At 72.0% G+C, this 21,852-nt stretch carries 21 protein-coding genes, 2 tRNA genes and 1 pseudogene; 17 read left to right on the top strand and 7 right to left on the bottom strand.

Annotated features, from left to right (window positions below):
• Positions 1-34: 34 nt before the first annotated feature.
• Positions 35-928: a hypothetical protein gene (locus ACFP3V_RS20790; protein WP_380585607.1), complete on the bottom strand. Its 894-nt coding sequence runs from the start codon at positions 926-928 to the stop codon at positions 35-37.
• 200 nt (positions 929-1,128) lie between these two features.
• On the opposite strand from ACFP3V_RS20790, the gene fbaA reads away from it, so the two are divergent.
• Complete coding sequence (fbaA, locus tag ACFP3V_RS20785) at positions 1,129-2,151, top strand: class II fructose-bisphosphate aldolase (protein ID WP_380585605.1); 1,023 nt, start codon at positions 1,129-1,131, stop codon at positions 2,149-2,151.
• Positions 2,152-2,272: 121 nt separating this feature from the next.
• Here the strand turns inward: fbaA and ACFP3V_RS20780 are convergent, their stop codons facing one another.
• Complete coding sequence (locus tag ACFP3V_RS20780) at positions 2,273-2,692, bottom strand: DUF3151 domain-containing protein (RefSeq protein WP_380585603.1); 420 nt, start codon at positions 2,690-2,692, stop codon at positions 2,273-2,275.
• Between the two features lie 129 nt (positions 2,693-2,821).
• Here ACFP3V_RS20780 and ACFP3V_RS20775 point away from each other — a divergent pair, with 129 nt between their 5' ends.
• The 4 genes and pseudogenes from ACFP3V_RS20775 (at position 2,822) to ACFP3V_RS20760 (ending at position 6,061) form a co-directional block, all read left to right on the top strand.
• Positions 2,822-3,919, top strand: coding sequence for a hypothetical protein (locus tag ACFP3V_RS20775; RefSeq protein WP_380585601.1), 1,098 nt, complete (start codon positions 2,822-2,824; stop codon positions 3,917-3,919).
• A gap of 17 nt (positions 3,920-3,936) precedes the next feature.
• A pseudogene (locus ACFP3V_RS20770) lies at positions 3,937-4,356 on the top strand (DoxX family membrane protein); the annotation flags it as partial.
• A 171-nt stretch (positions 4,357-4,527) separates the two neighbouring features.
• The gene (locus tag ACFP3V_RS20765) at positions 4,528-4,836 is read left to right on the top strand and encodes a QcrA and Rieske domain-containing protein (RefSeq protein WP_380585781.1); all 309 of its coding nucleotides are present in this window, start codon (positions 4,528-4,530) and stop codon (positions 4,834-4,836) included.
• A gap of 13 nt (positions 4,837-4,849) precedes the next feature.
• Positions 4,850-6,061 carry a cytochrome P450 gene (locus ACFP3V_RS20760; RefSeq protein WP_380585599.1) on the top strand — a complete coding sequence of 404 codons (1,212 nt, stop codon included), beginning with the start codon at positions 4,850-4,852 and terminating at the stop codon, positions 6,059-6,061.
• Positions 6,062-6,090: 29 nt separating this feature from the next.
• Here the strand turns inward: ACFP3V_RS20760 and ACFP3V_RS20755 are convergent, their stop codons facing one another.
• Positions 6,091-6,816, bottom strand: coding sequence for a diacylglycerol kinase (locus ACFP3V_RS20755; RefSeq protein WP_380585598.1), 726 nt, complete (start codon positions 6,814-6,816; stop codon positions 6,091-6,093).
• A gap of 131 nt (positions 6,817-6,947) precedes the next feature.
• Here ACFP3V_RS20755 and ACFP3V_RS20750 point away from each other — a divergent pair, with 131 nt between their 5' ends.
• From ACFP3V_RS20750 to ACFP3V_RS20725, 6 genes are all read left to right on the top strand, one after another.
• Positions 6,948-8,231 (top strand): adenylosuccinate synthase, encoded by a 1,284-nt coding sequence (locus ACFP3V_RS20750; RefSeq protein ID WP_380585596.1) that lies wholly within the window; start codon positions 6,948-6,950, stop codon positions 8,229-8,231.
• A gap of 129 nt (positions 8,232-8,360) precedes the next feature.
• On the top strand, positions 8,361-8,951 hold the full coding sequence (locus tag ACFP3V_RS20745) for a GNAT family N-acetyltransferase (protein ID WP_380585594.1): 591 nt from the start codon (positions 8,361-8,363) through the stop codon (positions 8,949-8,951).
• A 5-nt stretch (positions 8,952-8,956) separates the two neighbouring features.
• The gene (locus tag ACFP3V_RS20740) at positions 8,957-9,409 is read left to right on the top strand and encodes a GNAT family N-acetyltransferase (RefSeq protein ID WP_380585592.1); all 453 of its coding nucleotides are present in this window, start codon (positions 8,957-8,959) and stop codon (positions 9,407-9,409) included.
• A 323-nt stretch (positions 9,410-9,732) separates the two neighbouring features.
• On the top strand, positions 9,733-11,088 hold the full coding sequence (locus ACFP3V_RS20735; protein WP_380585590.1) for an aspartate aminotransferase family protein: 1,356 nt from the start codon (positions 9,733-9,735) through the stop codon (positions 11,086-11,088).
• Positions 11,089-11,260: 172 nt separating this feature from the next.
• On the top strand, positions 11,261-11,992 hold the full coding sequence (locus tag ACFP3V_RS20730) for a GntR family transcriptional regulator (protein WP_380585589.1): 732 nt from the start codon (positions 11,261-11,263) through the stop codon (positions 11,990-11,992).
• 49 nt (positions 11,993-12,041) lie between these two features.
• A complete protein-coding gene (locus tag ACFP3V_RS20725; RefSeq protein WP_380585779.1) occupies positions 12,042-12,689 on the top strand; it encodes a hypothetical protein in 648 nt (215 codons plus the stop codon).
• Positions 12,690-12,717: 28 nt separating this feature from the next.
• Here ACFP3V_RS20725 and ACFP3V_RS20720 read toward each other — a convergent pair whose 3' ends face one another.
• The gene (locus tag ACFP3V_RS20720) at positions 12,718-13,530 is read right to left on the bottom strand and encodes an SLATT domain-containing protein (protein WP_380585587.1); all 813 of its coding nucleotides are present in this window, start codon (positions 13,528-13,530) and stop codon (positions 12,718-12,720) included.
• 299 nt (positions 13,531-13,829) lie between these two features.
• On the opposite strand from ACFP3V_RS20720, the gene purD reads away from it, so the two are divergent.
• The 4 genes from purD (at position 13,830) to ACFP3V_RS20700 (ending at position 19,688) form a co-directional block, all read left to right on the top strand.
• Positions 13,830-15,080 carry a phosphoribosylamine--glycine ligase gene (gene purD, locus ACFP3V_RS20715; protein ID WP_380585585.1) on the top strand — a complete coding sequence of 417 codons (1,251 nt, stop codon included), beginning with the start codon at positions 13,830-13,832 and terminating at the stop codon, positions 15,078-15,080.
• A gap of 471 nt (positions 15,081-15,551) precedes the next feature.
• Entirely contained in the window at positions 15,552-17,021 is a 1,470-nt protein-coding gene (locus ACFP3V_RS20710; RefSeq protein WP_380585583.1) for a hypothetical protein, read from the top strand.
• A 146-nt stretch (positions 17,022-17,167) separates the two neighbouring features.
• Positions 17,168-18,691, top strand: coding sequence for a N,N-dimethylformamidase beta subunit family domain-containing protein (locus ACFP3V_RS20705; RefSeq protein ID WP_380585581.1), 1,524 nt, complete (start codon positions 17,168-17,170; stop codon positions 18,689-18,691).
• 97 nt (positions 18,692-18,788) lie between these two features.
• On the top strand, positions 18,789-19,688 hold the full coding sequence (locus ACFP3V_RS20700; RefSeq protein ID WP_380585579.1) for a phosphoribosylaminoimidazolesuccinocarboxamide synthase: 900 nt from the start codon (positions 18,789-18,791) through the stop codon (positions 19,686-19,688).
• Positions 19,689-19,800: 112 nt separating this feature from the next.
• On the opposite strand, the gene ACFP3V_RS20695 is transcribed toward ACFP3V_RS20700, so the two are convergent.
• From ACFP3V_RS20695 to ACFP3V_RS20685, 3 genes are all read right to left on the bottom strand, one after another.
• Positions 19,801-19,876 (bottom strand) — tRNA-Gly (locus ACFP3V_RS20695).
• A gap of 116 nt (positions 19,877-19,992) precedes the next feature.
• Positions 19,993-20,064, bottom strand: a tRNA-Gly gene (locus tag ACFP3V_RS20690).
• A 181-nt stretch (positions 20,065-20,245) separates the two neighbouring features.
• Positions 20,246-20,566, bottom strand: coding sequence for a histone-like nucleoid-structuring protein Lsr2 (locus ACFP3V_RS20685; protein ID WP_380585577.1), 321 nt, complete (start codon positions 20,564-20,566; stop codon positions 20,246-20,248).
• A 343-nt stretch (positions 20,567-20,909) separates the two neighbouring features.
• On the opposite strand from ACFP3V_RS20685, the gene purS reads away from it, so the two are divergent.
• Together purS and purQ are read left to right on the top strand one after the other, a co-directional pair.
• Positions 20,910-21,173 carry a phosphoribosylformylglycinamidine synthase subunit PurS gene (purS, locus tag ACFP3V_RS20680; RefSeq protein ID WP_380585575.1) on the top strand — a complete coding sequence of 88 codons (264 nt, stop codon included), beginning with the start codon at positions 20,910-20,912 and terminating at the stop codon, positions 21,171-21,173.
• Positions 21,170-21,850 carry a phosphoribosylformylglycinamidine synthase subunit PurQ gene (purQ, locus tag ACFP3V_RS20675; protein WP_380585573.1) on the top strand — a complete coding sequence of 227 codons (681 nt, stop codon included), beginning with the start codon at positions 21,170-21,172 and terminating at the stop codon, positions 21,848-21,850. The genes purS and purQ overlap by 4 nt, the downstream gene beginning before the upstream one ends.
• Positions 21,851-21,852 lie beyond the last annotated feature (2 nt).

Here is a 21,852-nt window from a genome sequence, read left to right as displayed (position 1 = left end):
CCGCGCAGACTAACGTGCGCGGATGAGCCTCCGGTCAGCGAAGCGTGAACGGAAGGCTCAAGGAGGCGAAGTCGTCCCCGTCCACCGACAGCGCCAGCCCGGCGTCCGCCTGCCGCAGGACGGCGGGCGTGGCCGCCGCGAGCCGCAGCCGCAGCCGGTACCCGGCCGTGGCGCCCGGAGCCAGGGACCGACCGGAGAGCGGGCGCAGCGCCACGGCCAGCCCGGGATCGCACCCGCTCGCCAGCGGCAGCCGGATCCAGCGTCCGCCCACCAGTTGCTCCAGCGTCAGCTCACGGGCCGTCAGATACGTCTCCCCCGACTGGGCCGACGCGTAGAAGAGGACGCCGACGTCGGGGTAGCGGCGGTCGGTGGTGTTGTGCACGGTCAGGGTGAACACCAGCGGGGCGCCGCCCCGCCGCAGGGCGGCCTGGCGGGGCCAGCCCTGCAGCCGGACCGCCGGGCGGGTGACCCGGGTGGCGGCGGTGGGACCGGAGGCGCGGTCCACGCTCGGGGTGATGCGGAGTGAGCCGGGGCGGTCGACGTCCTTGAGCCGCAGCGCGACCGCACCGCGCGGGGCCGAGAAGCTGAACGTGTCCGAGGTGGGGAAGCCGTCGGGGTGCCCTGCCGGGAGGTCCGCCCAGTGGGTTCCGGTCCACCGCTGGAGGGCGAGCGAGACGGTGCTGAACCCGCGGGTGCGCACGGCCAGCCGGACGGTGCCGGACTGACGAAGCGTCAGCCGCGCCCGGGTCCACAGCCCGAGCGGCGCCTGCGGGGGCAGGCTCAGTGCGGCGGCGGGGGTGGCGACCGGGGCGGCCAGGGCGCGGACGGCGGCGCAGCCGGCCGCGGTGGCGGTGGGGACCGGCCCGAGGGCCGCCGGCGCGCCGGCCAGCAGGGCGCCGAGCGCGAGGAGGATGGCGGTCCGGCGCAAAACGGGTCCCTTCGCAGACTGACGGTCGGTCAGTGACGGCTCTCCGCTTCAGGCATGCCCGTGGGTTTGGGGATTCATGGCACCGAACATCTGACTTGCACCCGTTTGAGTTGTTCGATACCGGCTGACTTTCGCCGGAAGAGGGTAGTGCGAGAATGGCCGCGTTGCCCGTAGTCGCCACCCGACAGGAGCGGATTCGTATGCCCATCGCAACGCCTGAGGTCTACAACGAGATGCTGGACCGGGCGAAGGCAGGCAAGTTCGCCTACCCGGCCATCAATGTGACGTCCTCGCAGACCCTGCACGCCGCGCTGCGCGGCTTCGCCGAGGCGGAGAGCGACGGCATCGTCCAGATCTCCACCGGCGGTGCCGAGTTCCTCGGCGGGCAGCACAAGAAGGACATGGTCACCGGTGCGGTCGCGCTCGCCGAGTTCGCCCACATCGTGGCGGCCAAGTACGACGTGAACATCGCGCTGCACACCGACCACTGCCCCAAGGACAAGCTGGACGGCTACGTCCGCCCGCTGCTCGCCCTCTCCGCGGAGCGCGTCGCCCGCGGTGAGAACCCGCTGTTCCAGTCCCACATGTGGGACGGCTCCGCAGAGACCCTGGACGACAACCTGGCCATCGCCAAGGAGCTGCTCGCCCTGGCCAAGGCGGCGCACATCGTCCTCGAGGTCGAGATCACCCCGACCGGCGGCGAGGAGGACGGCGTCTCGCACGAGATCAACGACGAGCTCTACACCTCCGTCAACGACGCCTTCCGCACCGCCGAGGCCCTGGGCCTGGGCGAGCAGGGCCGCTACCTGCTGGCCGCGTCCTTCGGCAACGTGCACGGCGTCTACAAGCCCGGCAACGTGGTGCTGCGCCCGGAGATCCTGGGCGACATCCAGAAGGCGGTCGGCGAGCGCTACGGCAGGACCGAGCCCTTCGACTTCGTCTTCCACGGCGGCTCCGGCTCGACCGACCAGGAGATCGCCACGGCGCTGGAGAACGGCGTCGTCAAGATGAACATCGACACCGACACGCAGTACGCGTTCACCCGGCCCGTCGTGGACCACATGTTCCGCAACTACGACGGTGTGCTGAAGGTCGACGGCGAGGTCGGCAAGAAGAACACCTACGACCCCCGCACCTGGGGCAAGCTCGCCGAGGCCGGCATGGCCGCGCGCGTCGTCGAGGCCACCAAGGTCCTCCGCTCCGCGGGCAACCGGATCAAGTAGCGCTCAGGCACGCCCCGTCGGGGGCGGGGGCTGCCCCAGCGCGAGAACACACCACGCGCGGAGGTCCGATCCGCAGAGGCGGCCGGACCTCCCCGCGTGGTCTCTCGCGCACCCGGCGCTCTCAGTCCTTGAGCTCGGCGTAAGCCGCCTCGCTGCTGTCCTTCAGGAACTGCCAGCAGCGCTCCGACTCCTCCGAGTCGTTGATCGCGCCCGCCGCGCGGGCCAGCGCCGCCAGCGACCGCAGGAAGCCGCGGTTGCCCCGATGGTCCCAGGGGATCGGGCCGTGGCCCTTCCATCCCGCACGCCGGAGCTGGTCGAGCCCGCGGTGGTAGCCGGTCCGGGCGTAGGCGTAGGACTCCACCACGCGGCCGGCCGCGAACGCCTCGTCCGCGAGCTGTGCCCACGCCAGCGAGAAGGCGGGGAACTCGGCCGCCACCTGTACGGGGGACGCCGACTGCTCCGCCATCATCCGGTAGGGCGCCTCGTCCTCCGGAAGGCGCGTCGGTTCCGGTCCGCCAAGCAGGTTCTGGTGCATCGTCATACCTGCAGTCTGTCATCCGCCCCGTCTGCTCCGGATGAGTGAACCCGGGGAGCACTCAGGTTCCGGCGGGAACCGTCACGCCGTACGAACAGTCCTGTTGTGCGACGGATCAGGCTCGACGGGGGAACCATGACGCGTCCGCTCGCCCTGGTGGCGGCCCTGCTGCTGTACCTGGCCGGCGTCTGGGCGGTGGCGACCACGCCGTGGAGCGCCGCGGCCGTCGTCGCCGTGCCGGCGCCGAGCGCCACCGCGCTCCCCCCCGCCGCGCCCGGGACGTCCTCGCCGCGGCCGTCACCGTCCGCCTCCGGTCCGTGGACCCTCAGCACCCTGCGGGACCACCTGGTCGCCGAGTTGAACGCGACCGATCCGGCCGCGGCCCTCGCCGACCTGGAGCGGATCACCCGCGCACAGCCGCTGACCACGCGCTTCTGCCACCCGGTCGCCCATGAACTCGGGCATGCCGCCCTGGTGAAGTACCACGGGAACTTCGCCAAGGCCGCCTCGTACCGCAACGACGTCTGCGGCTCCGGCTACCTGCACGGCATCGTCGAGGAGAAGCTGGCGTCCAGCCCGAACCCGGTCACCGCCGTCACCACGCTCTGCGCGCCCGAGCAGACGGCCTCCTGCATCCACGGCATCGGGCACGGTGCGATGTTCGTCTCGCACTTGGACGTGTCCGGGGCCGAGGCGCTGTGCGACCGCTTCCCGCAGGTCTACCAGGCGGTGGCCTGCTCGGAGGGGATCTTCATGCAGCTCTTCGAGCCGGACGAGAGCGATCCGGCCGCGCTCGCTCAACTCCCCGCGGGCAAGCTGGCCCGCGAGCCGCTCTACCCGTGCCCCGAGCAGCCCGCCGGCTACCAGAGCGCCTGCTACTTCTACGCCCCGGTGTACTTCCTGCAGAGCCACGACTACGCGGACCATCCGGAGAGCTTCGTCCAGGCGCTCGACTGGTGCCGCCAGGCGCCCAGCTCGGCGGGGCGCAACTCCTGCACCATGGGCACCGGCTCGCGGCTGATGAAGTACAACATCGACCGTCCCGGCTGGACCGGGGCACAGTGTCTGCGCGGCCGGGCGTGGCAGCAGCCGCTCTGCGTGTCCGGCATGGTGAGCTATTGGAACGTCAACTACCACGACCACTCCGCGCGTGCGAAGCTCTGTCCGCAACTGTCCGGTGCGGCCCGGGACTTCTGCAGGGCCGCGACGGGCGGCAGCACGTCCGCCGACTGACCGGGACCGGAACCACCATGGACACGCGCCACGCCCTGCTGCCGCTGCGGCTCTTCCTCGGCGGCACCTTCGTCTACGCCGGGCTGGACAAGCTCGCCGACCCGCACTACCTCGCCGGGGCGGACGATCCGGCGTCCTTCCTCGGGCAACTGCAGGCCGCCCGCTTCGAGAGCCCGATCGGCCGCGTACTGGCGGCGGCCGGGCACGCGCCCACCGCTGCCGCGCTGGCCGTCGCCTTCGGTGAGCTGGCCGTCGGCCTGGGCACGCTGCTCGGCCTGTGGGGGCGGCTGGCCGCCGCGGGCGGAGCGGTGCTCAGCCTGGTGCTCTGGCTGAGCGTCAGTTTCCACGTGCACCCGTACTTCCTCGGCAATGACCTCGCGTATCTCGTCGCCTGGCTGCCGCTGCTGCTGGCCGGGACGCCGTGGCTGTCGCTGGACCAGCTGATCGCCCGTCAGCACGCCGCCTCCGGCGGGCGGCGGCAGCTGCTGCTGGACGGCGCCATCGCCGCCCTCGCGGTCGCGGGCTTCGGGCTGCTCGCGGGGGCCTTCACGGCCCGGCGGCGACCGCCGCTGACGGTCGGTCAGCCGTCGTCCCAGGACGCCCAGCCGGTGGGCAGCGTGCCCGCGTCGTCGGTCCCGGTCGGCGGCGGGGTGCGTACCACCGCGGCCGGCAGCGGCGACCCGGTCTTCGTCTGCCAGCCACGGGCCGGGGAGTACGTGGCCTTCTCCGGCGTGTGCACCCACGCCGGCTGCACGGTCAACGCGCCCAGGGACGGCGCGTTCGTCTGCCCCTGCCACGACTCCCGCTTCGACGCGGCGACCGGCAAGGTGCTCCAGGGCCCGGCGACCGCCCCGCTCGCCCGCTACCGGGTGCGCGAGGAGGGCGGAACCGTCCATATCGGGACGCGGGAGGGGTAGGTACAGTGCGGTCATGAGCCGCGCCGCTGCCTTGTTCGATCCGTGGTCCCCGGAGTTCGTCGCGCACCCCTACGCCGCCTACGCGCAGCTGCGCGAGCACGCCCCGGTGGTGTACTTCGAGCCCAGTGACCAGTGGCTGGTCTCCCGCTACGAGGACGTCAACGCGCTGCTCCGGGACCGCCGGCTGGGACGCACCTACCTGCACCGGTTCACCCACGAGGAGTTCGGCCGGACGCCCCCGCCCCCGGAGCACGAGCCCTTCCACGTGCTCAACGGCAACGGCCTGCTGGACCTCGAACCGCCCGACCACACCCGGATCCGACGGCTGGTCAGCAAGGCGTTCACGCCGCGGATGGTCGAGTCGCTGCGCCCGGTGGTCGAGCGGCTCGCGGACGAGCTCGTCGCGGGCCTGGTCGCCGACGGCGGGGGCGACCTGGTCGCCCGGGTGGCCGAGCCGCTCCCGGTGGCGGTGATCGCGGAGATGCTGGGCGTCCCGGAGTCGGACCGGCGGTTGCTGCGGCCGTGGTCGGCGGACATCACCGGCATGTTCGAGCTGAACCCCTCGGAGGAGGCGGCCCGGCGCGCCGTGCGCGCGAGCATCGAGTTCACCGAGTACCTGCGCGGCCTGATCGCGCAGCGCCGGGCGGCGCCCTCGACGGACCTGGTCTCCGCGCTGATCGCGGCCCACGACGACGAGGACGGCTCGCGGCTCAGCGAGCAGGAGATGATCTCCACCTGCGTCCTGCTGCTGAACGCGGGACACGAGGCCACCGTGAACACGACGGGCAACGGCTGGTGGACGCTGTTCCGCGAGGACGCGGTGGACGCCTTCCGCCGGGCCGAACTGGCCGTGGCGATCGAGGAGTTGATGCGGTTCGACACGCCCCTGCAGATGTTCGAGCGGTGGGTGCTGGACGACGTCGAACTCCACGGCCAGGTGATCCCCCGGGGAAGCGAGATCGCCCTGCTGTTCGGCTCCGCCAACCGGGACGAGCGGCGGTTCGCGAACCCCGACCGCCTGGACCTGGCCCGCGCGGACAACCCCCACATCACCTTCGGCGCGGGCATCCACTTCTGTCTGGGCGCCCCGCTGGCCCGCCTCGAACTCAACGCGTCCTTCGCGTCCGTCCTCCGGCAGGCCCCGCATCTGAAGCTGGCGGCGGAGCCCCGGTGGAAGCCGGGCTACGTGATCCGGGGCCTCGAAGAACTCCTCGTCGAGCTGTAGTTGCACCGCCCCTGAGGGGCGATGCGAGTTCAGGCCAGTGTCAGGGCGCCGGGCAGGACCTCCCACGTGCGTTCGGGGACGACCGGGCCGGGCATCAGGCCCTGCCAGGTGAACGGCCCGATCACCCTCACCCGCTGGGCCCGGGCGCGCACCTGACCCGGCAGCAGGACGTCCGCCAGGCCCCCCACCCCAGGCGAGACCGCGAGGCCCTTCACCGGGGCCAACGGCCGCCCGTCGAGTTCGACGCCGAGTCGGCAGGCCTCGGCGCGGCTGATCCAGCGGGTCCACCAACCGCCGGAGGCGCTGTTCGCTCGTGGCGAACAGCGGACCCCGCCCAGGGCCACGGCGCCCGTGTCGTCGACGAGGAGGTCGACCGCCCGGCCCGGCCCCCGGGCCGCCGAGCGGGCGGCCTCCGCCGCGCCCGCCGGGACGCCGAGCGTCCGACTGACCGTCAGGTCCGCGGAGCGGCCCACCGGGACCACGCCCACCGGGGCCGCGGCCAGAGTCGTCTGCTGGTACAGGAGTTGAACGACAAGCTGCAGAAAGCGGTCGTCCCCGATCACCACCGCACGCCGCCGGCCGCGCCGCTCCAGGGCGCGCCCGAGGTCCGCCGGGTCCCGGCAGATGGCCAGTTTGAGCTGGCTCGAGGCGCCGAGCACGTCGCGGGCGATCCGGACCGATTCCGCGTCCGCGGCCAGCGCTGCCGGAGAGACCAGCGCCAACACAGTCTCGCCCTCCGAACGCGTCGCCGACACCGCGGTCCTTCCTCGGGTAACCTCTTGGCGTAAGAGCCCCTTGCGCTTTTGCGCCAGGGGCTTGGTCTATCCGGGGCCCCACGGCGGCCTTCCGCCGTGAGTTGTGCCCCGCCCGAAAGGGGTGTACGCCTGTGCCCGCACTCGTGCTGGTCGGCGCTCAGTGGGGAGACGAGGGCAAGGGGAAGGCGACTGACCTTCTCGGCGGCTCGGTCGACTACGTGGTCCGCTATCAGGGCGGCAACAACGCCGGTCACACGGTGGTCGTAGGCGATCAGAAGTACGCCCTGCACCTGCTTCCCTCCGGCATTCTCAGCCCGAACTGCGTCCCGGTGATCGGCAACGGCGTGGTCATCGACCCGGCCGTGCTGCTCTCCGAGCTCGCCGGTCTCCAGGACCGCGGCGTGGACACCTCCAAGCTGCTGATCTCGGGCAACGCCCACCTGATCACGCCCTACCACCGGACCATCGACAAGGTGTCCGAGCGGTTCCTGGGCAAGCGCAAGATCGGCACGACCGGGCGCGGCATCGGCCCCGCCTACGCGGACAAGATCAACCGCGTCGGCATCCGGGTCCAGGACCTCTTCGACGAGAGCATCCTGCGGCAGAAGGTCGAGTCGGCGCTCAACGACAAGAACCAGATCCTGGTCAAGCTCTACAACCGCCGTGCCGTCCCGGCCGACCTGGTGGTGGAGGAATACCTCGGCTACGCCGAGAAGCTGCGCCCGTTCGTGGCGGACACGGCGCTGATCCTCAACCAGGCGCTGGAGCAGGGCAAGGTCGTCCTGATGGAGGGCGGCCAGGGCACCCTGCTGGACGTGGATCACGGCACGTATCCGTTCGTGACCTCGTCCAACCCGACCTCCGGCGGTGCCTGCACCGGTTCCGGCATCGGCCCCACGAAGATCGACCGGGTCATCGGCATCCTCAAGGCGTACACCACCCGCGTCGGCTCGGGTCCCTTCCCGACCGAGCTGTTCGACGAGGACGGCGAGGCGCTGCGCCGGATCGGCGGGGAGCGCGGCGTGACCACCGGTCGCGACCGCCGCTGCGGCTGGTTCGACGCGCCGATCGCCCGTTACGCGACCCGGATCAACGGCCTGACCGACATCTTCCTCACCAAGCTGGACGTGCTGACCGGCTGGGAGGAGATCCCCGTCTGCGTCGCGTACGAGATCGACGGCAAGCGGGTCGAGGAAGTGCCGTACTCGCAGAGCGACTTCCACCACGCGAAGCCGATCTACGAGAAGCTGCCCGGCTGGTCCGAGGACATCACCAAGGCGCAGTCCTTCGAGGATCTCCCCAAGAACGCGCAGGCGTACGTGAAGGCGCTGGAGGAGCTCTCCGGCACCCGCATCTCGGCCATCGGCGTCGGCCCCGGCCGGACCGAGACCATCCAGATCCACTCCCTGATCTGACGGCCCGTCAGCGCACAGGCCCCACCGTTGCCGCCAGGCGGTGGGGCCTTTTCGCGGCCCCTCCCCCGCTGATTGTACTAGTGCAGAATTCCCTTGCTTCTAGTGCAAAGTGCGGCTACCGTTCCGATCATGGCAGCGAAGACACCCGCCCCCGTCCTGCTCCAGGGCCGCCACGTGCGGCTGGAGCCGCTCACTCTCGACCACGTGCCCGGGCTGCACGCCGCGCTCGGTGCGGACGAGGAGGTGTTCCGCTGGCTCGGGCCGGTCCCGCGCACCGAGCAGGAGCTGCGCGACCTGGCCGCCGGCCTGCTGGCCGACCCCGGCTACGTGGCCTTCGCGGTGGTGCTGCAGCAGAGCGGGCAGCCCGTCGGCTGGACCACCTTCCTCGACATGGCCCCGCAGGACGAGCGCCTGGAGATCGGCTGGACCTGGTACGCGCGCGCCCACTGGCGCAGCGCCGTCAACACCGAGGCCAAGCTGCTGCTCCTCACCCACGCCTTCGAGGATCTGGGCATGGGCCGGGTCCAGCTCAAGACGGACCACCTCAACACCCGTTCCCAGCAGGCGATCGCCCGCCTCGGCGCCACCCGCGAGGGCGTGCTGCGCCGCCACCGGCGGCGCGCGGACGGCAGTTGGCGGGACAGCGTCTACTTCTCCCTGCTCGCCGAGGAGTGGCCGGCCGCCAAGGCCCGGCTGACCGAGCGTCTGGAACGGGGCTGACCGCGATGGCCGACCTCACCGTCGGTCCGCCCACCGAGGCGGACTTCGAGCGCTGGCGTGCGCTCTTCCTGGGCTACGCCGCCTTCTACCATGTGGAGTTGACGGACCATCGGATCGCGGAGTCCTGGTCCTGGTTCTTCGACCCGGACCGGATGACGGACTGCCTGCTGGCGCGCACCGCCGACGGCACCCCGGTGGGCCTGGCGCACTACCGCACCGAGGACTCGCCGCTGCGCGGCACCCGGGGGTTCCTCGACGACCTCTTCGTCGACCCGGCCCACCGTGGCTCCGGCGCCGTGGACGCGCTCTTCGCCGAGCTGCGCCGGATCGGTGAGCAGCAGGGCTGGCCCACGCTGGCCTGGCGCACCGCGGAGAACAACTACCGCGCCCGGTCCGTCTACGACCGCTACGCAACCACGACCGGGTTCCTGACGTATTCCATGTCGCTGGGGGCGTGAGTACCGTCCCCTACGGGGGTGGGGGCGGTGTGAGTCCAGTGCGTGGGCGTCGCGGTCGCCGGGGCGCTGTGGGGAGCGGCCTTCCTGTGGCTCCGACGCCGACCGGAGCCCGACGGCCCGCGGCCGCCGTCGCGCCTCCTTCGAGGTGGCACGGACGCAGTGGGAGCAGCTTCCGCTGGGCAGTCGGCTGAGGGTGGAGTACAGCCCGCGCTCGGGCAGGATGCGCGGGCTGTGGCCGAGTTGACAGGCTGTCGCCTGCGGCGGAGATCGGCAGACAGACTGTGGCTGTCGGAGGGACGGGCCCGCTCCCTAGCCTGAGCTGCATGACTATCACCCCAGACCCCGCAGCCGGGCAGGCGGTCAAGGCAGCTGACCGCGCCCACGTCTTCCACTCGTGGTCCGCGCAGGCGCTGATCGACCCGCTCGCCGTGGCCGGGGCCGAGGGCTCCTACTTCTGGGACTACGAGGGCAAGCGCTACCTCGACTTCTCCTCGCAGCTGGTCAACACCAACATCGGCCACCAGCACCCGAAGGTCGTGACCGCGATCCAGGAGCAGGCCGCCAAGCTCTGCACCTTCGCGCCGGCCTTCGCCATCGACGTCCGCTCCGAGGCCGCGCGTCTGATCGCCGAGCGCACGCCGGGCGACCTGAACAAGATCTTCTTCACCAACGGCGGCGCCGAGGCCAACGAGAACGCCATCCGGATGGCCCGGCTGCACACGGGCCGGCAGAAGGTTCTCTCCACCTACCGCTCGTACCACGGCGCCACCGCCAACGCGATCGCCCTGACCGGCGACCCGCGCCGCTGGCCCAACGAGACGGGCACCTCCGGCGTCGTGCACTTCTGGGGTCCGTACCCGTACCGCTCCAACTTCCACGCGGAGGACGAGGCGCAGGAGTGCGAGCGCGCGCTGGCCCACCTCGAGCAGGTCGTCGCCTTCGAGGGCCCGCAGACCGTGGCCGCCGTCATCCTGGAGACCGTGGTCGGCACGGCCGGCATCCTGGTCCCCCCGCCCGGCTACCTGGCCGGGGTCCGCGAGATCTGCGACCGCCACGGCATCGTGCTCATCCTGGACGAGGTCATGGCCGGCTTCGGCCGCACCGGCGAGTGGTTCGCCGCCGACCACTGGGGCGTCGTGCCGGACCTGCTCACCTTCGCCAAGGGCGTCAACTCCGGCTACGTGCCGCTCGGCGGTGTGGCGATCAGTGAGAAGATCGCGGCCACCTTCGCCGAGCGCCCCTTCCCCGGCGGGCTGACCTACTCCGGCCACCCGCTGGCCTGCGCCTCCGCCGTGGCGACCATCAACGCCATGGCCGCCGAGGACATCGTCGGCAACGCCAGGCGGATCGGCGAGGACGTCCTCGGTCCCGGCCTGCGCGAGCTGGCGGAGCGTCACCCCTCCGTCGGCGAGGTGCGCGGCCTCGGCGTCTTCTGGGCCGTCGAGCTGGTGCGGAACCGCGGAACCCGCGAGCCGCTGGTCCCGTACAACGCGGCGGGCGCCGCCAACGCTCCGATGGCGGAGCTGGCCGCGGCGTGCAAGCAGCGCGGTCTGTGGCCGTTCACCAACATGAACCGGCTGCACGTGGTGCCGCCGTGCAACGTCACCGAGGCCGAGGCCAAGGAGGGTCTGGCGATCCTCGACCAGGCGCTCTCGGCGGCCGACGCGCACACGGTGTGACAGGGACGTTATCCGGTCTGTACCAATTCGGCCCCGCATCAGCCCGGCCAAGGGCGGTGCGGGGCCGTACTATGCATGGGGTCTTTGCCGGACGCCCGGTCGGTCGGATGCGTCGGAGGTCTCGGACCTGTCGGACTGTCGGGTGCGTCGGATGTGGAGGAGCAGCGTCGTCGTGTCCTCCCCTCCCCCTGCCCAGCCCTCGCCGCTGCGTCCGCTCGCCCAGCAGCGCAGCCTGCGCGAGCAGATCACCGCGGCGCTGCGCGACGAGATGATGACGGGCCGTCTCCCCGCAGGGACCCGGTTCACCGTCAAGGAGATCGCCGACCTCTACGGGGTCTCCGCCACCCCGGTGCGCGAGGCCCTGGTGGACCTCACCTCCCAGGCGCTGCTGTGGATGGAGCACAACCGCGGCTACCGGGTCCCGCTGTTCACGTGGGAGCACTACGCGGAGATCGTCGACGCCCGCTCGCTGGTCACCGACGGCTTCTTCGGCCGGTTGCGGTCCGGCGCCCAGCGGGTGGACCTGAGCACTCTGCCGGCCATCCGCCGCCGCGCCCAGGACGCCCAACGGGCGGCCCGCGCCGGGCAGTTGGACATACTCGTCGGCTGCGACCGGCGCTTCTGGCTCTCCCTCGGCGAGCTGCTGGGCAATCGCCGGCTGACCGACTACCTGGACTGGCTGCGGGTCCAGTACTGGATCTTCGCGGCGCCGTACCTGCGGGGCCGGGCGGACATCGCCCGCTACTGCTGGGACCGCCACCTGGAGCTGGTGGACCGGCTGGAGGCCCGGGACGCGGCCGGGGTGCAGGAGCTGCTGCGGACCTACAACCAGGAGTCCCTGGAGCAGATGGCCGCGCTCTGCGGAGCGCCGGTGGTCCCGCCCCAGCGCACGGTCGAGGACTGAACCCGCCCCGCGCTAGGGTTGACGGGCCCGCAACCTCTGGAGTGTGCCTGTGGCCTGTGACATCTGGCTCGTCCCACTGGTCGACGTTCTGGTGCAGAGCCCCGACAACCCGTTCCGCGAGGACCTGGAGATCTACAACGCCTCGCTGGCGGCGGCGGGCCTGCCGCCGGTGCCGGTCTTCCGGTACATGCCCGGCCTGAGCGGGGACGTGGAGCCGGTCGCGGCCTTCGACTACGACTCGCTGCACTTCCTGCGCCGCGCCCACCTGCTCCAGCTGACCGGGCTGGACGTGACTCCGGTGGACGAACTGGGCGGCGACTACGAGCAGTTGCTGGAGATGTTCGAGTCGACGGCGGAACAGTCGCACCTGGTCTGGCACTTCGACCACGCGGGGGCGTACGTCCCGCTGGACTTCGACGTCCCCGTCGTCGACGACGCGCTGCTGGCGGGCGGCGGCCCGCTGGGGTCGTCGCAGCGGCTGCTCAAGGAGCTGGAGGCGGTGGCCCCGTACATCGGCATCGACCACCAGCTGCCTCCGGTGCCGGTGCGCCCGGTGGCCCCCACGACGCTGGAGGGCCCGGCCCATCCCCCCGCACAGCAGGACGGCCCCTTCGCGCTGGAGCGTCACGCCTGGACCGGCCTCTACGCCGCCGCCACCCGCTCCCTCGCCCAGGGCTCCATGATCGTCTTCGCTTAGGGCCGGACCGGGCCGCGCGCCCCGGGAGTCACCGCAGCGGGGACTCCGGGGGGCGCTGGCGGGGCATCGTGGGGCGGCCGGGGGCGCCGTTGAGGGAGGGCAGGACCCGCACCTGGGCGCCGACGCCCTCGGACCGTCCGCCCCACACGCCCGCGGCCTGGGTGGGGAGTTGGGTCATCTGGGCGCGGAACTCCAGCATCCACTCCGAGGTCTCCGTGCGGACCATGTCCGACACGTCCTCGCAGAACCGCCGCAGCACGCCGAGGCAGCGCTCCGCGGCCTCGCTCGCCGTACCCTCGGTGGGGCCGAGCACCTCGCGGACGCACTCGGAGGCCCAGTCGAACTGGAACGCCTCCAGCCGCCGCTGCAGCGCCTGCGCGGTGGAGATGTCCCGCATCCATCCGCTGGTCAGTCCGAACAGCCGGTCCGCCGCCACGCAGGCCACGGCGACCAGCAGGGCCACGTAGCCCCAGGCCGCCGCCCCGTGCCAGGTGCCCGTCAGCTGGACCAGGGGCAGCACCGCGCCGGCCGCCGCGGCCAGCACCGCCAGCGTCCGCAGCAGGCGCGCGAAGCTGCGCTTCCAGCGGCGGTCGCGGTGGTACCAGTCGATGGCCTCGACCGCGCGCTCCTCGGACCAGCGGTACAGCTCCTCCAGCCGCTCGGCGGGCTCGCCCCAGTCCCCCAGCGGGAACTGACGCACGCTCAGGTCACGGCCGCGCCGGGCACCGCTCCGGTTCGCGACGGAGGCCTGTGCCGGGACCGTCGGCAGGACAGACCCGTCCTCGGCGCCCGGCTCCTTGCCCCAGGGCGTCTCGTCAGGCTGCATGTCGGGCTGGCTCACCGTGGGAACTCCCAATCCTTCGGCCCGTCGGCCTCGTCAGGCCGTACCGGCCTGCGCCGGCAGCTTCCAATCCGAGGTACTTCTTACCGCCAAATGGCTGACCGCGGGTGTCGATCAGGTCGGATTGTTGTGCGAAATCCACTGCCCCGCACGGTCCTTGTCCAAGGTCGGCCGATTGATCACGATTCCTCCGTCCCCGGAAGGATCTCACCCGAACGAGTGGGTGAACCCGGGCCCGCTCGCGTGACCGCCAAGGCCAGCGGCGGGGCGGACGGAGCGAGGCACTAGGCTCTGGTGCCGTGAAGGTCCTTGTCATCGGCGGCGGCGCCCGCGAACACGCCCTGTGCCGCGCGCTCTCGCTCGATCCCGAAGTCACCTCCCTGCACTGCGCCCCCGGCAACGCCGGGATCGCCCAGGTCGCCCAGGTCCACCCGGTGGACCAACTGGACGGCCGGGCCGTCGCGGACCTGGCCGTCGAGCTGGGTGCGGAGTTCGTCATCGTCGGCCCGGAGGCCCCGCTGGTGGCGGGCGTCGCCGACGCCGTGCGCGAGCGCGGCATCCCGGTCTTCGGCCCGGGCGCGGCCGCCGCGCAGCTGGAGGGCTCGAAGGCCTTCGCCAAGGACGTGATGGCCGCGGCGGGGGTGCCCACCGCCCGCTCCTACGTCTGCACGACCGCGCAGGAGGTGGAGGAGGCGCTGGACGCCTTCGGCCCGCCCTACGTGGTCAAGGACGACGGCCTGGCGGCCGGCAAGGGCGTCGTGGTCACCTCCGACCTGGACGAGGCCAAGGCGCACGCTGCCGGGTGCGAGCGCGTGGTGATCGAGGAGTACCTGGACGGCCCCGAGGTCTCCCTCTTCGCGGTGACCGACGGCACCACGGTCGTCCCGCTGCAGCCCGCGCAGGACTTCAAGCGCGTCGGCGACGACGACGCCGGCCCGAACACCGGCGGCATGGGCGCGTACTCGCCGCTGCCGTGGGCCGACCCGAACCTGGTCGAGGAGGTGCAGGCCAGCGTTCTGCAGCCGACCGTCGACGAACTGCGCCGCCGCGGCACGCCCTTCTCCGGCCTTCTCTACGCCGGCCTCGCGATCACCTCGCGCGGCGTCCGGGTCATCGAGTTCAACGCCCGCTTCGGCGACCCGGAGACGCAGGTCGTGCTGGCCCGCCTGAAGACCCCCCTCAACGGCCTGCTCCACGCGGCCGCGACGGGCCGCCTGGCGGCGTTCCCCGAGCTGAAGTGGCGCGACGGCGCCGCGGTGACCGTGGTGATCGCCTCCGAGGGCTACCCGCAGGCGCCGGTGACCGGCGACCCGATCGAGGGCCTGGCCGACGCGGAGGCCGAGGACGGGACGTCGTACGTCCTGCACGCCGGCACGCGTCTGGCGGAGGACGGCGCCACGGTGCTGAGCGCGGGCGGCCGTGTCCTCTCCGTCACCGCCACGGGCAAGGACCTGGCCCAGGCCCGCGCCCGCGCGTACGACTCGGTGGCCCGGATCCGCCTCCGCGGCTCCCACCACCGCTCCGACATCGCCCAGAAGGCAGCGCAGTAACCCCCCCACGGGGCGCGAGGAACTGCTCGACCGGCCCACCACTCAGGGAGGTCCGGCCCGAACGCTGGGTCGAACCCCCGTGGGTGGTGGGCCGGTCGCGTTGGGGGCACCTCCCGCCCGAAGGGTGGGGGATCCCCGCGCCCCTGGCGGGGGTTCCTCTCTCGGGTGAACGTGGACGAATGAGGTGGGAAACCGCCCTTTCGGTGCCGGGGAGCCGCTCCTTCGGGTGACCGAAAAGCGATCTGGCTGACGAGTGGCGCACAAGGGGCTTATCGTGCCCACGATCGGGGTGGACGCCCAGCCGCCCTGATCGGCCGGGCAGGTACTACTCCCGGCAAGGGGGGAAGCTGCGGTCCACAGGGAATCACCGATCCGAGTGGTTCCGGGCCGAGGGTGGAACGCCACCGCCCGGTCCGGTCGTCGGAGCGGACAGGAGCAAGCGCAGCGTCACGCAGGGGGTGATCCGAGGGCATGGCCGTATCGAACGATCATGAGTCCTTCCGCGCCGCGCGCCGCCGCGCGCAGGCGATCCTGCGGGTGCGCGGCGCCGCGCTCGCCGTCGCGGTGCTGCCCCTCGCCGCTTTCGGCATCCTGCTCGCCGGGGGGCTCACCGGCCACCTCGGCGCGGCCGGCTCCGTCGACACGGCCGCGTGGGACGCGGCGCGCTGGGCCGTGGGCGGGGCGGCCGCCGCGGTCACCGTGGCGCTGCTGGCCTTCGTGGTCCTGCTGCGTCGCGCCACCCCGCCCCGGACGCCCGCCGTGCCCGTGCCCGAGGAGCAGGCCCCCGGCCTGTACCGGCTGGTGCGTGAGGCGGCGGCGCGCATGGACGTCCCGGCGCCGGGTGCGGTCTGGCTCACCCCGGACTGCGACAGCTGGCTGGAGGACGAGGCCGCTGACGCCCCGTCAGTCCTGCGGCGCTCCATATCCCCGGGTTCCCCGGGATCCCTAGGATCACCAGGATCCCCCCAGCCCTCGTCCGCGCCGACCCTGGTGATCGGCTCGCCGTTCCTCTGGTGGATGCGGACCGACGAGCTGCGCGCGCTGCTGGCCCCGGTCCTCGCGGGCGCGGCCTGCTCGCTCGACCCGGAGATCGCGGCCGCCCGCCGCTTCGTGCGCAGGCTCGACGCGGTGCTGGACAGCCGGGTGGCCCGGATACCCGCGGGGATCCTGCTCCGCCGCTGCCGCCCGCATGCGGGGGAGATGGAACGGGCGGTCGCCGCCTGGGCCTCCGAGCGGGCCCGCACGCTGGACTACGGTCTGCGCATCGCCGCCCAGGAGCAGGTCGGGCTCGCCTACGCGGGCTGGGACCGGCTGCTGACCCGGGTCGCACTCCCGGCCTGGCGGCAGGGGCTGCTGCCGGTGCGGCTGAACGCGGGCGTCGTCTCCGCGCTCACCGAGCTGTCCCGGCGGGACCGGCTGGCGGAGGGCTTCGAGGCTCGCCTGGACCGTGCGCCCGCCTGCGACCTGCTGGAGGAGCCCGGCCGGATGGACCAGGAGGTCTCCCTCCTCGCGGCCCGCCTGTTCTTCCCCGCCCGCGCCCAGGGCGCCGACTGGACGCCGGTGGACTGGGCCGCCTACCCGGAGCAGGTCTCCGCCCGCCTGTGGCGTGCTCAGGCCGCCGCACTGGAGGGCGAGTTGGCGCTCCCGCGGCCGCCCCAGCGCGCGCTGGACGAAGTGCTCCGACTGCTCCGCGCCGCGTCCGCCACGCCCGCCGCGGACCAGCTGACCGCCCTGATCTGCTGCGCCGCCCTGGAGGCCGGCACCGCCGTCCCCGGCCTGGACTGGCTCGACGGTCCGGTGCTGCTGGTCGAGGGGGACGGTCGCCGCGCCGAGCTGGCCGCCCCGGTGGCCCTCGCGGTCGAGCACGGCGACCAGGAACCGTTGCGCCTGCTGCTGCACCAGCTCGGCATAGCCCCGCAGCGTCCGGCCCGCTTGGCATGATTGCCTGTCATAATCCGCCGCACTGCTCTACGTTGACGGCCCGTCACGTCCTACGATGGACATACGTACAGTAGTCCAATGCCTGCGTTCGGTGACGGAGCGTCAGAATCGCGAGGTGCGGGGCCATGAGGTGAGGAGGGGAGCGCGTGCCAGCCGAACACATCCGGCGCTGGGAGTCCGGCGCTCTCGCCCACGGGGCCAGCGACCCCTTCGGCCAGGGCCCCCTGCCCTGGCTGCGCGGCGCGGACCTCTACTTCGACGACGAGGGCCGGATCATGCCCTGGTACGTCGACGCCGGCGCCCTTCCCGCCGCCCGACGTTCCCCGGAGCAGCAGCCTCCGCCGGTCCTCGGCCGCCCGCGCAACGCCGACGACGTGGACCGCCAGATCAAGGGCTACGCACTGGGCGCCGCCGACCTCGGCGGGGCGCTGGACCTGCGGGTCAGCGTCAATCCGCCCCAGGAGTTCACCGTCGACGTGTACCGGATCGGCCACTACGCCGGGGCCGGCGCCCGCAAGGTCGCCGCCAGCCCCCGCGTCTCCGGCCTGGTCCAGCCCGCGCCGCTGGTCGCCGGACGCACGGTCTCCTGCCACCACTGGTGGATGAGCTGGCGACTGCAGATACCGTCGCACTGGTCCCCCGGCGCCTACGTCGCCGTGCTCACCACCGCGGACCACCGCTTCCGCAGCCACATCCCGTTCACCGTGCGCGCCGCCGCGGCCGCGCGCACGCCCGTCGACGGCTACGCCGCCGATCTGCTCCTGCTGCTGCCGGACGTCACCTGGCAGGCCTACAACCTCTATCCGGAGGACGGCCACAGCGGCGCCAGCCTCTACCACGCCTGGAACGCCAAGGGCGAGCTCCTCGGCGAGAGCGAGGCGGCCACCACGGTCTCCTTCGACCGCCCCTACGCGGGCGCCGGCCTGCCCCTGCACATCGGCCACGCCTACGACTTCATCCGCTGGGCCGAGCGCTACGGCTACGACCTCGCCTACGCCAACGCCACCGACCTGCACGCCGGCCGGATCGACCCGACGCGCTACCGGGGTCTGGTCTTCCCCGGCCACGACGAGTACTGGTCCGTGCCGATGCGCCGCGCCGTCGAGCGCGCCCGGGACGCGGGCACCTCGCTGGTCTTCCTCTCGGCCAACACCATGTACTGGCAGGTGGACCTGAGCCCAGCCCCCTCAGGCCAGCCCGACCGGCTGCTCACCTGCACCAAGCGGCAGGGCGGCCCGGCGGCCAGCATGCGCTGGCGCGATCTCGGGAGCCCGGAGCAGCAGTTGATGGGCATTCAGTACGACGGCCGGGTTCCCGAGCCGGTCCCCATGGTGGTCCGCAACACCGGCCACTGGATCTGGGAGGGCACCGGCCTGCGCGACGAGGAGGAGCTCCCCGGCCTGGTCGCGGGGGAGTCCGACCGCTACTTCCCGCGCGTGGGCCTGCCCGAGCACAACGAGCGAGTGCTGCTCGCCCACTCCCCGTACCGGGACGCCAAGGGCGTCGCCCGGCACCAGGAGACGTCGCTGTACCGGGCGCCGAGCGGGGCCTGGGTCTTCGCCAGCGGCACCTTCGCATGGTCGCCCGCCCTGGACCGCCCGGGCCACACCGACGAGCGGATCCAGCGGGCGACGGCCAACCTGCTGGACCGGATCTGCAAGGTGCACTGACGCACGGGCCGGTCGGGTGACGACCGGTGCGCGGGGCCGGAATCGGCGCTATGAAAGACTCGGGGCGCCCCCGGCCCCAGAAACAGAGGGAACCACCTTGAGCGGATTCGTCGAGAAGCCCGAGCCGGTGCAGGTGCCCGGCCTGATCCATCTGCACACCGGCAAGGTGCGCGACCTCTACCGCGATCAGGCGGGTCGACTGGTGATGGTGGCCAGCGACCGCACCTCCGCGTACGACTGGGTGCTGCCGACCGCGATCCCGGACAAGGGCCGGATCCTGACCCAGCTCTCCCTGTGGTGGTTCGAGCGCCTGGCCGACATCGTCCCCAACCACGTCGTCTCGACGGAGGTCCCGGACGGGGCTCCGGCCGACTGGGCCGGCCGCACCCTGGTCTGCCGCAACCTGGACATGCTCCCGGTGGAGTGCGTGGCCCGTGGCTACCTGTCCGGCTCCGGCCTGAAGGAGTACCGCCAGTCCCGGACCGTCTGCGGGATCACCCTTCCCGAGGGCCTGGACAACGGCTCCGAGCTGCCCGCGCCGATCTTCACCCCGGCCACGAAGGCCGAGGTGGGCGAGCACGACGAGAACGTCACCTACGAGGAGGTCGCCCGCCGGGTCGGCGCGGACACGGCCGCCCAGCTGCGGCAGACCACGCTCGCCGTCTACGGCCGGGCCCGGGACATCGCGCGTGAGCGCGGGATCATCCTGGCGGACACCAAGTTCGAGTTCGGCCGCGACGAGGACGGCGCCCTGGTCATCGCGGACGAGGTGCTCACTCCCGACTCCTCCCGCTTCTGGCCGGCGGACGCCTGGCAGCCGGGGCAGGATCAGCCCTCCTTCGACAAGCAGTACATCCGCGACTGGCTCACCCACGACAGCGGCTGGGACCCCGCGAGCGAGCTGCCCCCGCCGGCGCTGCCCGAGGACGTCGTGGCCCAGTCCCGCGCGAAGTACGTCGAGGCCTACGAACGCCTGACCGGCCAGTCCTGGAGTTAGTCGGTATTGCGGGCCCACGGCTCCCCCTGATCTCTGGAGGTCAAGGGGGAGCCTGTGTCCGGTCAGGGGGACCTGAAATGCCGAAAGGCCCCTCCGAAGAGGGGCCTTTCCGTGGAGCGGACGACGGGATTCGAACCCGCGACCCTCACCTTGGCAAGGTGATGCTCTACCAACTGAGCCACGTCCGCATGTTGTTCGCCTTCTCCGACTTCAGCCTTTCGGCTTCCGTCCGTTCCGGCGAGCTCTACTCTACCTCATCCTCCGGACTGCTTTTGCCATCCGGCGATCTGGCGGAGTCGAGCCGAGCAGGTGACAGGGATCGCACACTGCGCCTCTCCCCTGGAAGGGGAGCGCTCTACTACTGAGCTACACCTGCGTGGCCGCCTCGTTGACCTGGCCTTTCGGCTTCCGTCTCCGGTGCGTTCCGACGAGAAGAACAGTAGCCCATGTCCGGGGCTGTGATCACCTCGGCTGGGTGGTTTGACACCTCATGTCCGAAAAGTCATCTATCTTCCGCCTGATGACGGGCCATCAGCCCCGGCCGGGCCGCCCTGACCTCAGCTGGCCTGGGCGAACTTCTCGTAGACGTGCTTCGGCAGCCGGCCGCGCGCCGGCAGCTCGATGCCGTGGGACTGGGCCCACGCGCGGACCGCCGCCGGATCGGGCGCCACCTCGGTCCGCTTGGGGGCGGCCTTCGCCGCACGTCCCTGCTTGCGTCCCGCCTGCACATAGGGAGCGAGCGCGGCACGCAGCTTTTCCGCGTTCTCGGCGGAGAGGTCGATCTCGTAGGACTTTCCGTCGAGTCCGAAGACCACGGTTTCCTCCGCCTCCCCGCCGTCGATGTCGTCGGAGAGCGTTACCACTACGCGCTGAGCCATGGATCCCAGTCCTCTCGGGCATTGCGTTCGGTGGTCGCGGCCGGGCCGCAACCAGCCCTGCCATTCTGCCCCGGAACCCCTCCGGAATCGAAGAGGCAAGTTTTATCGACACAATTCTCGTGTCGTTTCGGTACCGCGCCGATACCGCCCCGAAACCTCTGAAAGGGGTAATTTCTCGGAGTGTCGCGGTGCCGCCCGCGTGCCTTACCGACCGGTAGCGGCTTGTGTGAAACTCTGCACGTTCGCCGGATCTACGCGCGTTGCCCTGGAGCTACCTCCAAGATCCCGAAAATCCCCCGGTAGGCTGGGAACTCCCCCGCACCAGACATCACCGGGAGTACCCGTGGCACGCGTCGTTGTCGACGTCATGCTCAAGCCGGAGATCCTCGACCCGCAGGGCCAGGCGGTGCAGCGTGCGCTGCCGCGCCTGGGCTTCGCCGGGATCTCCGACGTCCGCCAGGGCAAGCGCTTCGAGCTCGAGGTGGAGGGGCCGGTCGACGACGCCGCCCTCGCCCGCATCCGTGAAGCCGCCGAGACCTTCCTCGCCAACACCGTGATCGAGGACTTCACCGTCCGGATCGAGGAGCCCGCCGAGGGGCAGCAGTGACCGCGCGGATCGGCGTCGTCACCTTCCCCGGATCGCTCGACGACCGTGACGCGCTGCGCGCGGTCAAGCTCGCCGGCGCCGAGCCGGTCGCGCTCTGGCACCGTGACAAGGATCTGCACCAGGTGGACGCCGTCGTCCTCCCGGGCGGCTTCTCCTACGGCGACTACCTGCGCTGCGGTGCCATCTCCCGGTTCTCGCCGGTGATGGACACGATCATCGAGCAGGCGAAGGCCGGGCTGCCGGTCCTCGGCATCTGCAACGGCTTCCAGGTGCTGACCGAGTCCCACCTGCTGCCGGGCGCGATGCTGCGCAACGAGAGCCTGCACTTCGTCTGCCGCGACCAGAAGCTGCGCGTCGAGAACGCGAGCACCGCCTGGACCTCGGATTACGAGCAGGGCCGGGAGATCTCGGTCCCGCTGAAGAACGGCGAGGGGCGCTTCGTCGCGGACGCCCGGGTGATCGACGAACTGGAGGCCGAGGGCCGCGTCGCCTTCCGCTACCTGGACGTCAACCCCAACGGCTCGCTCAACGACATCGCCGGCATCACCAACGCCGAGGGCAACGTCGTCGGCCTGATGCCGCACCCCGAGCACGCGGTGGACCCGGTCGTCGGCACCGGCGGCACCGACGGCCTCGGCTTCTTCACGTCGATTCTCAAGCGACTGGTGAGTGCGTAAGC

It is taken from the genome of Streptacidiphilus monticola, from assembly GCF_042658505.1.
GTDB classification, from domain to species: domain Bacteria; phylum Actinomycetota; class Actinomycetes; order Streptomycetales; family Streptomycetaceae; genus Streptacidiphilus; species Streptacidiphilus monticola.
The sequence above is the reverse complement of the archived record's forward strand: the minus strand, read 5'-3'. Positions and strand labels throughout refer to the sequence as shown.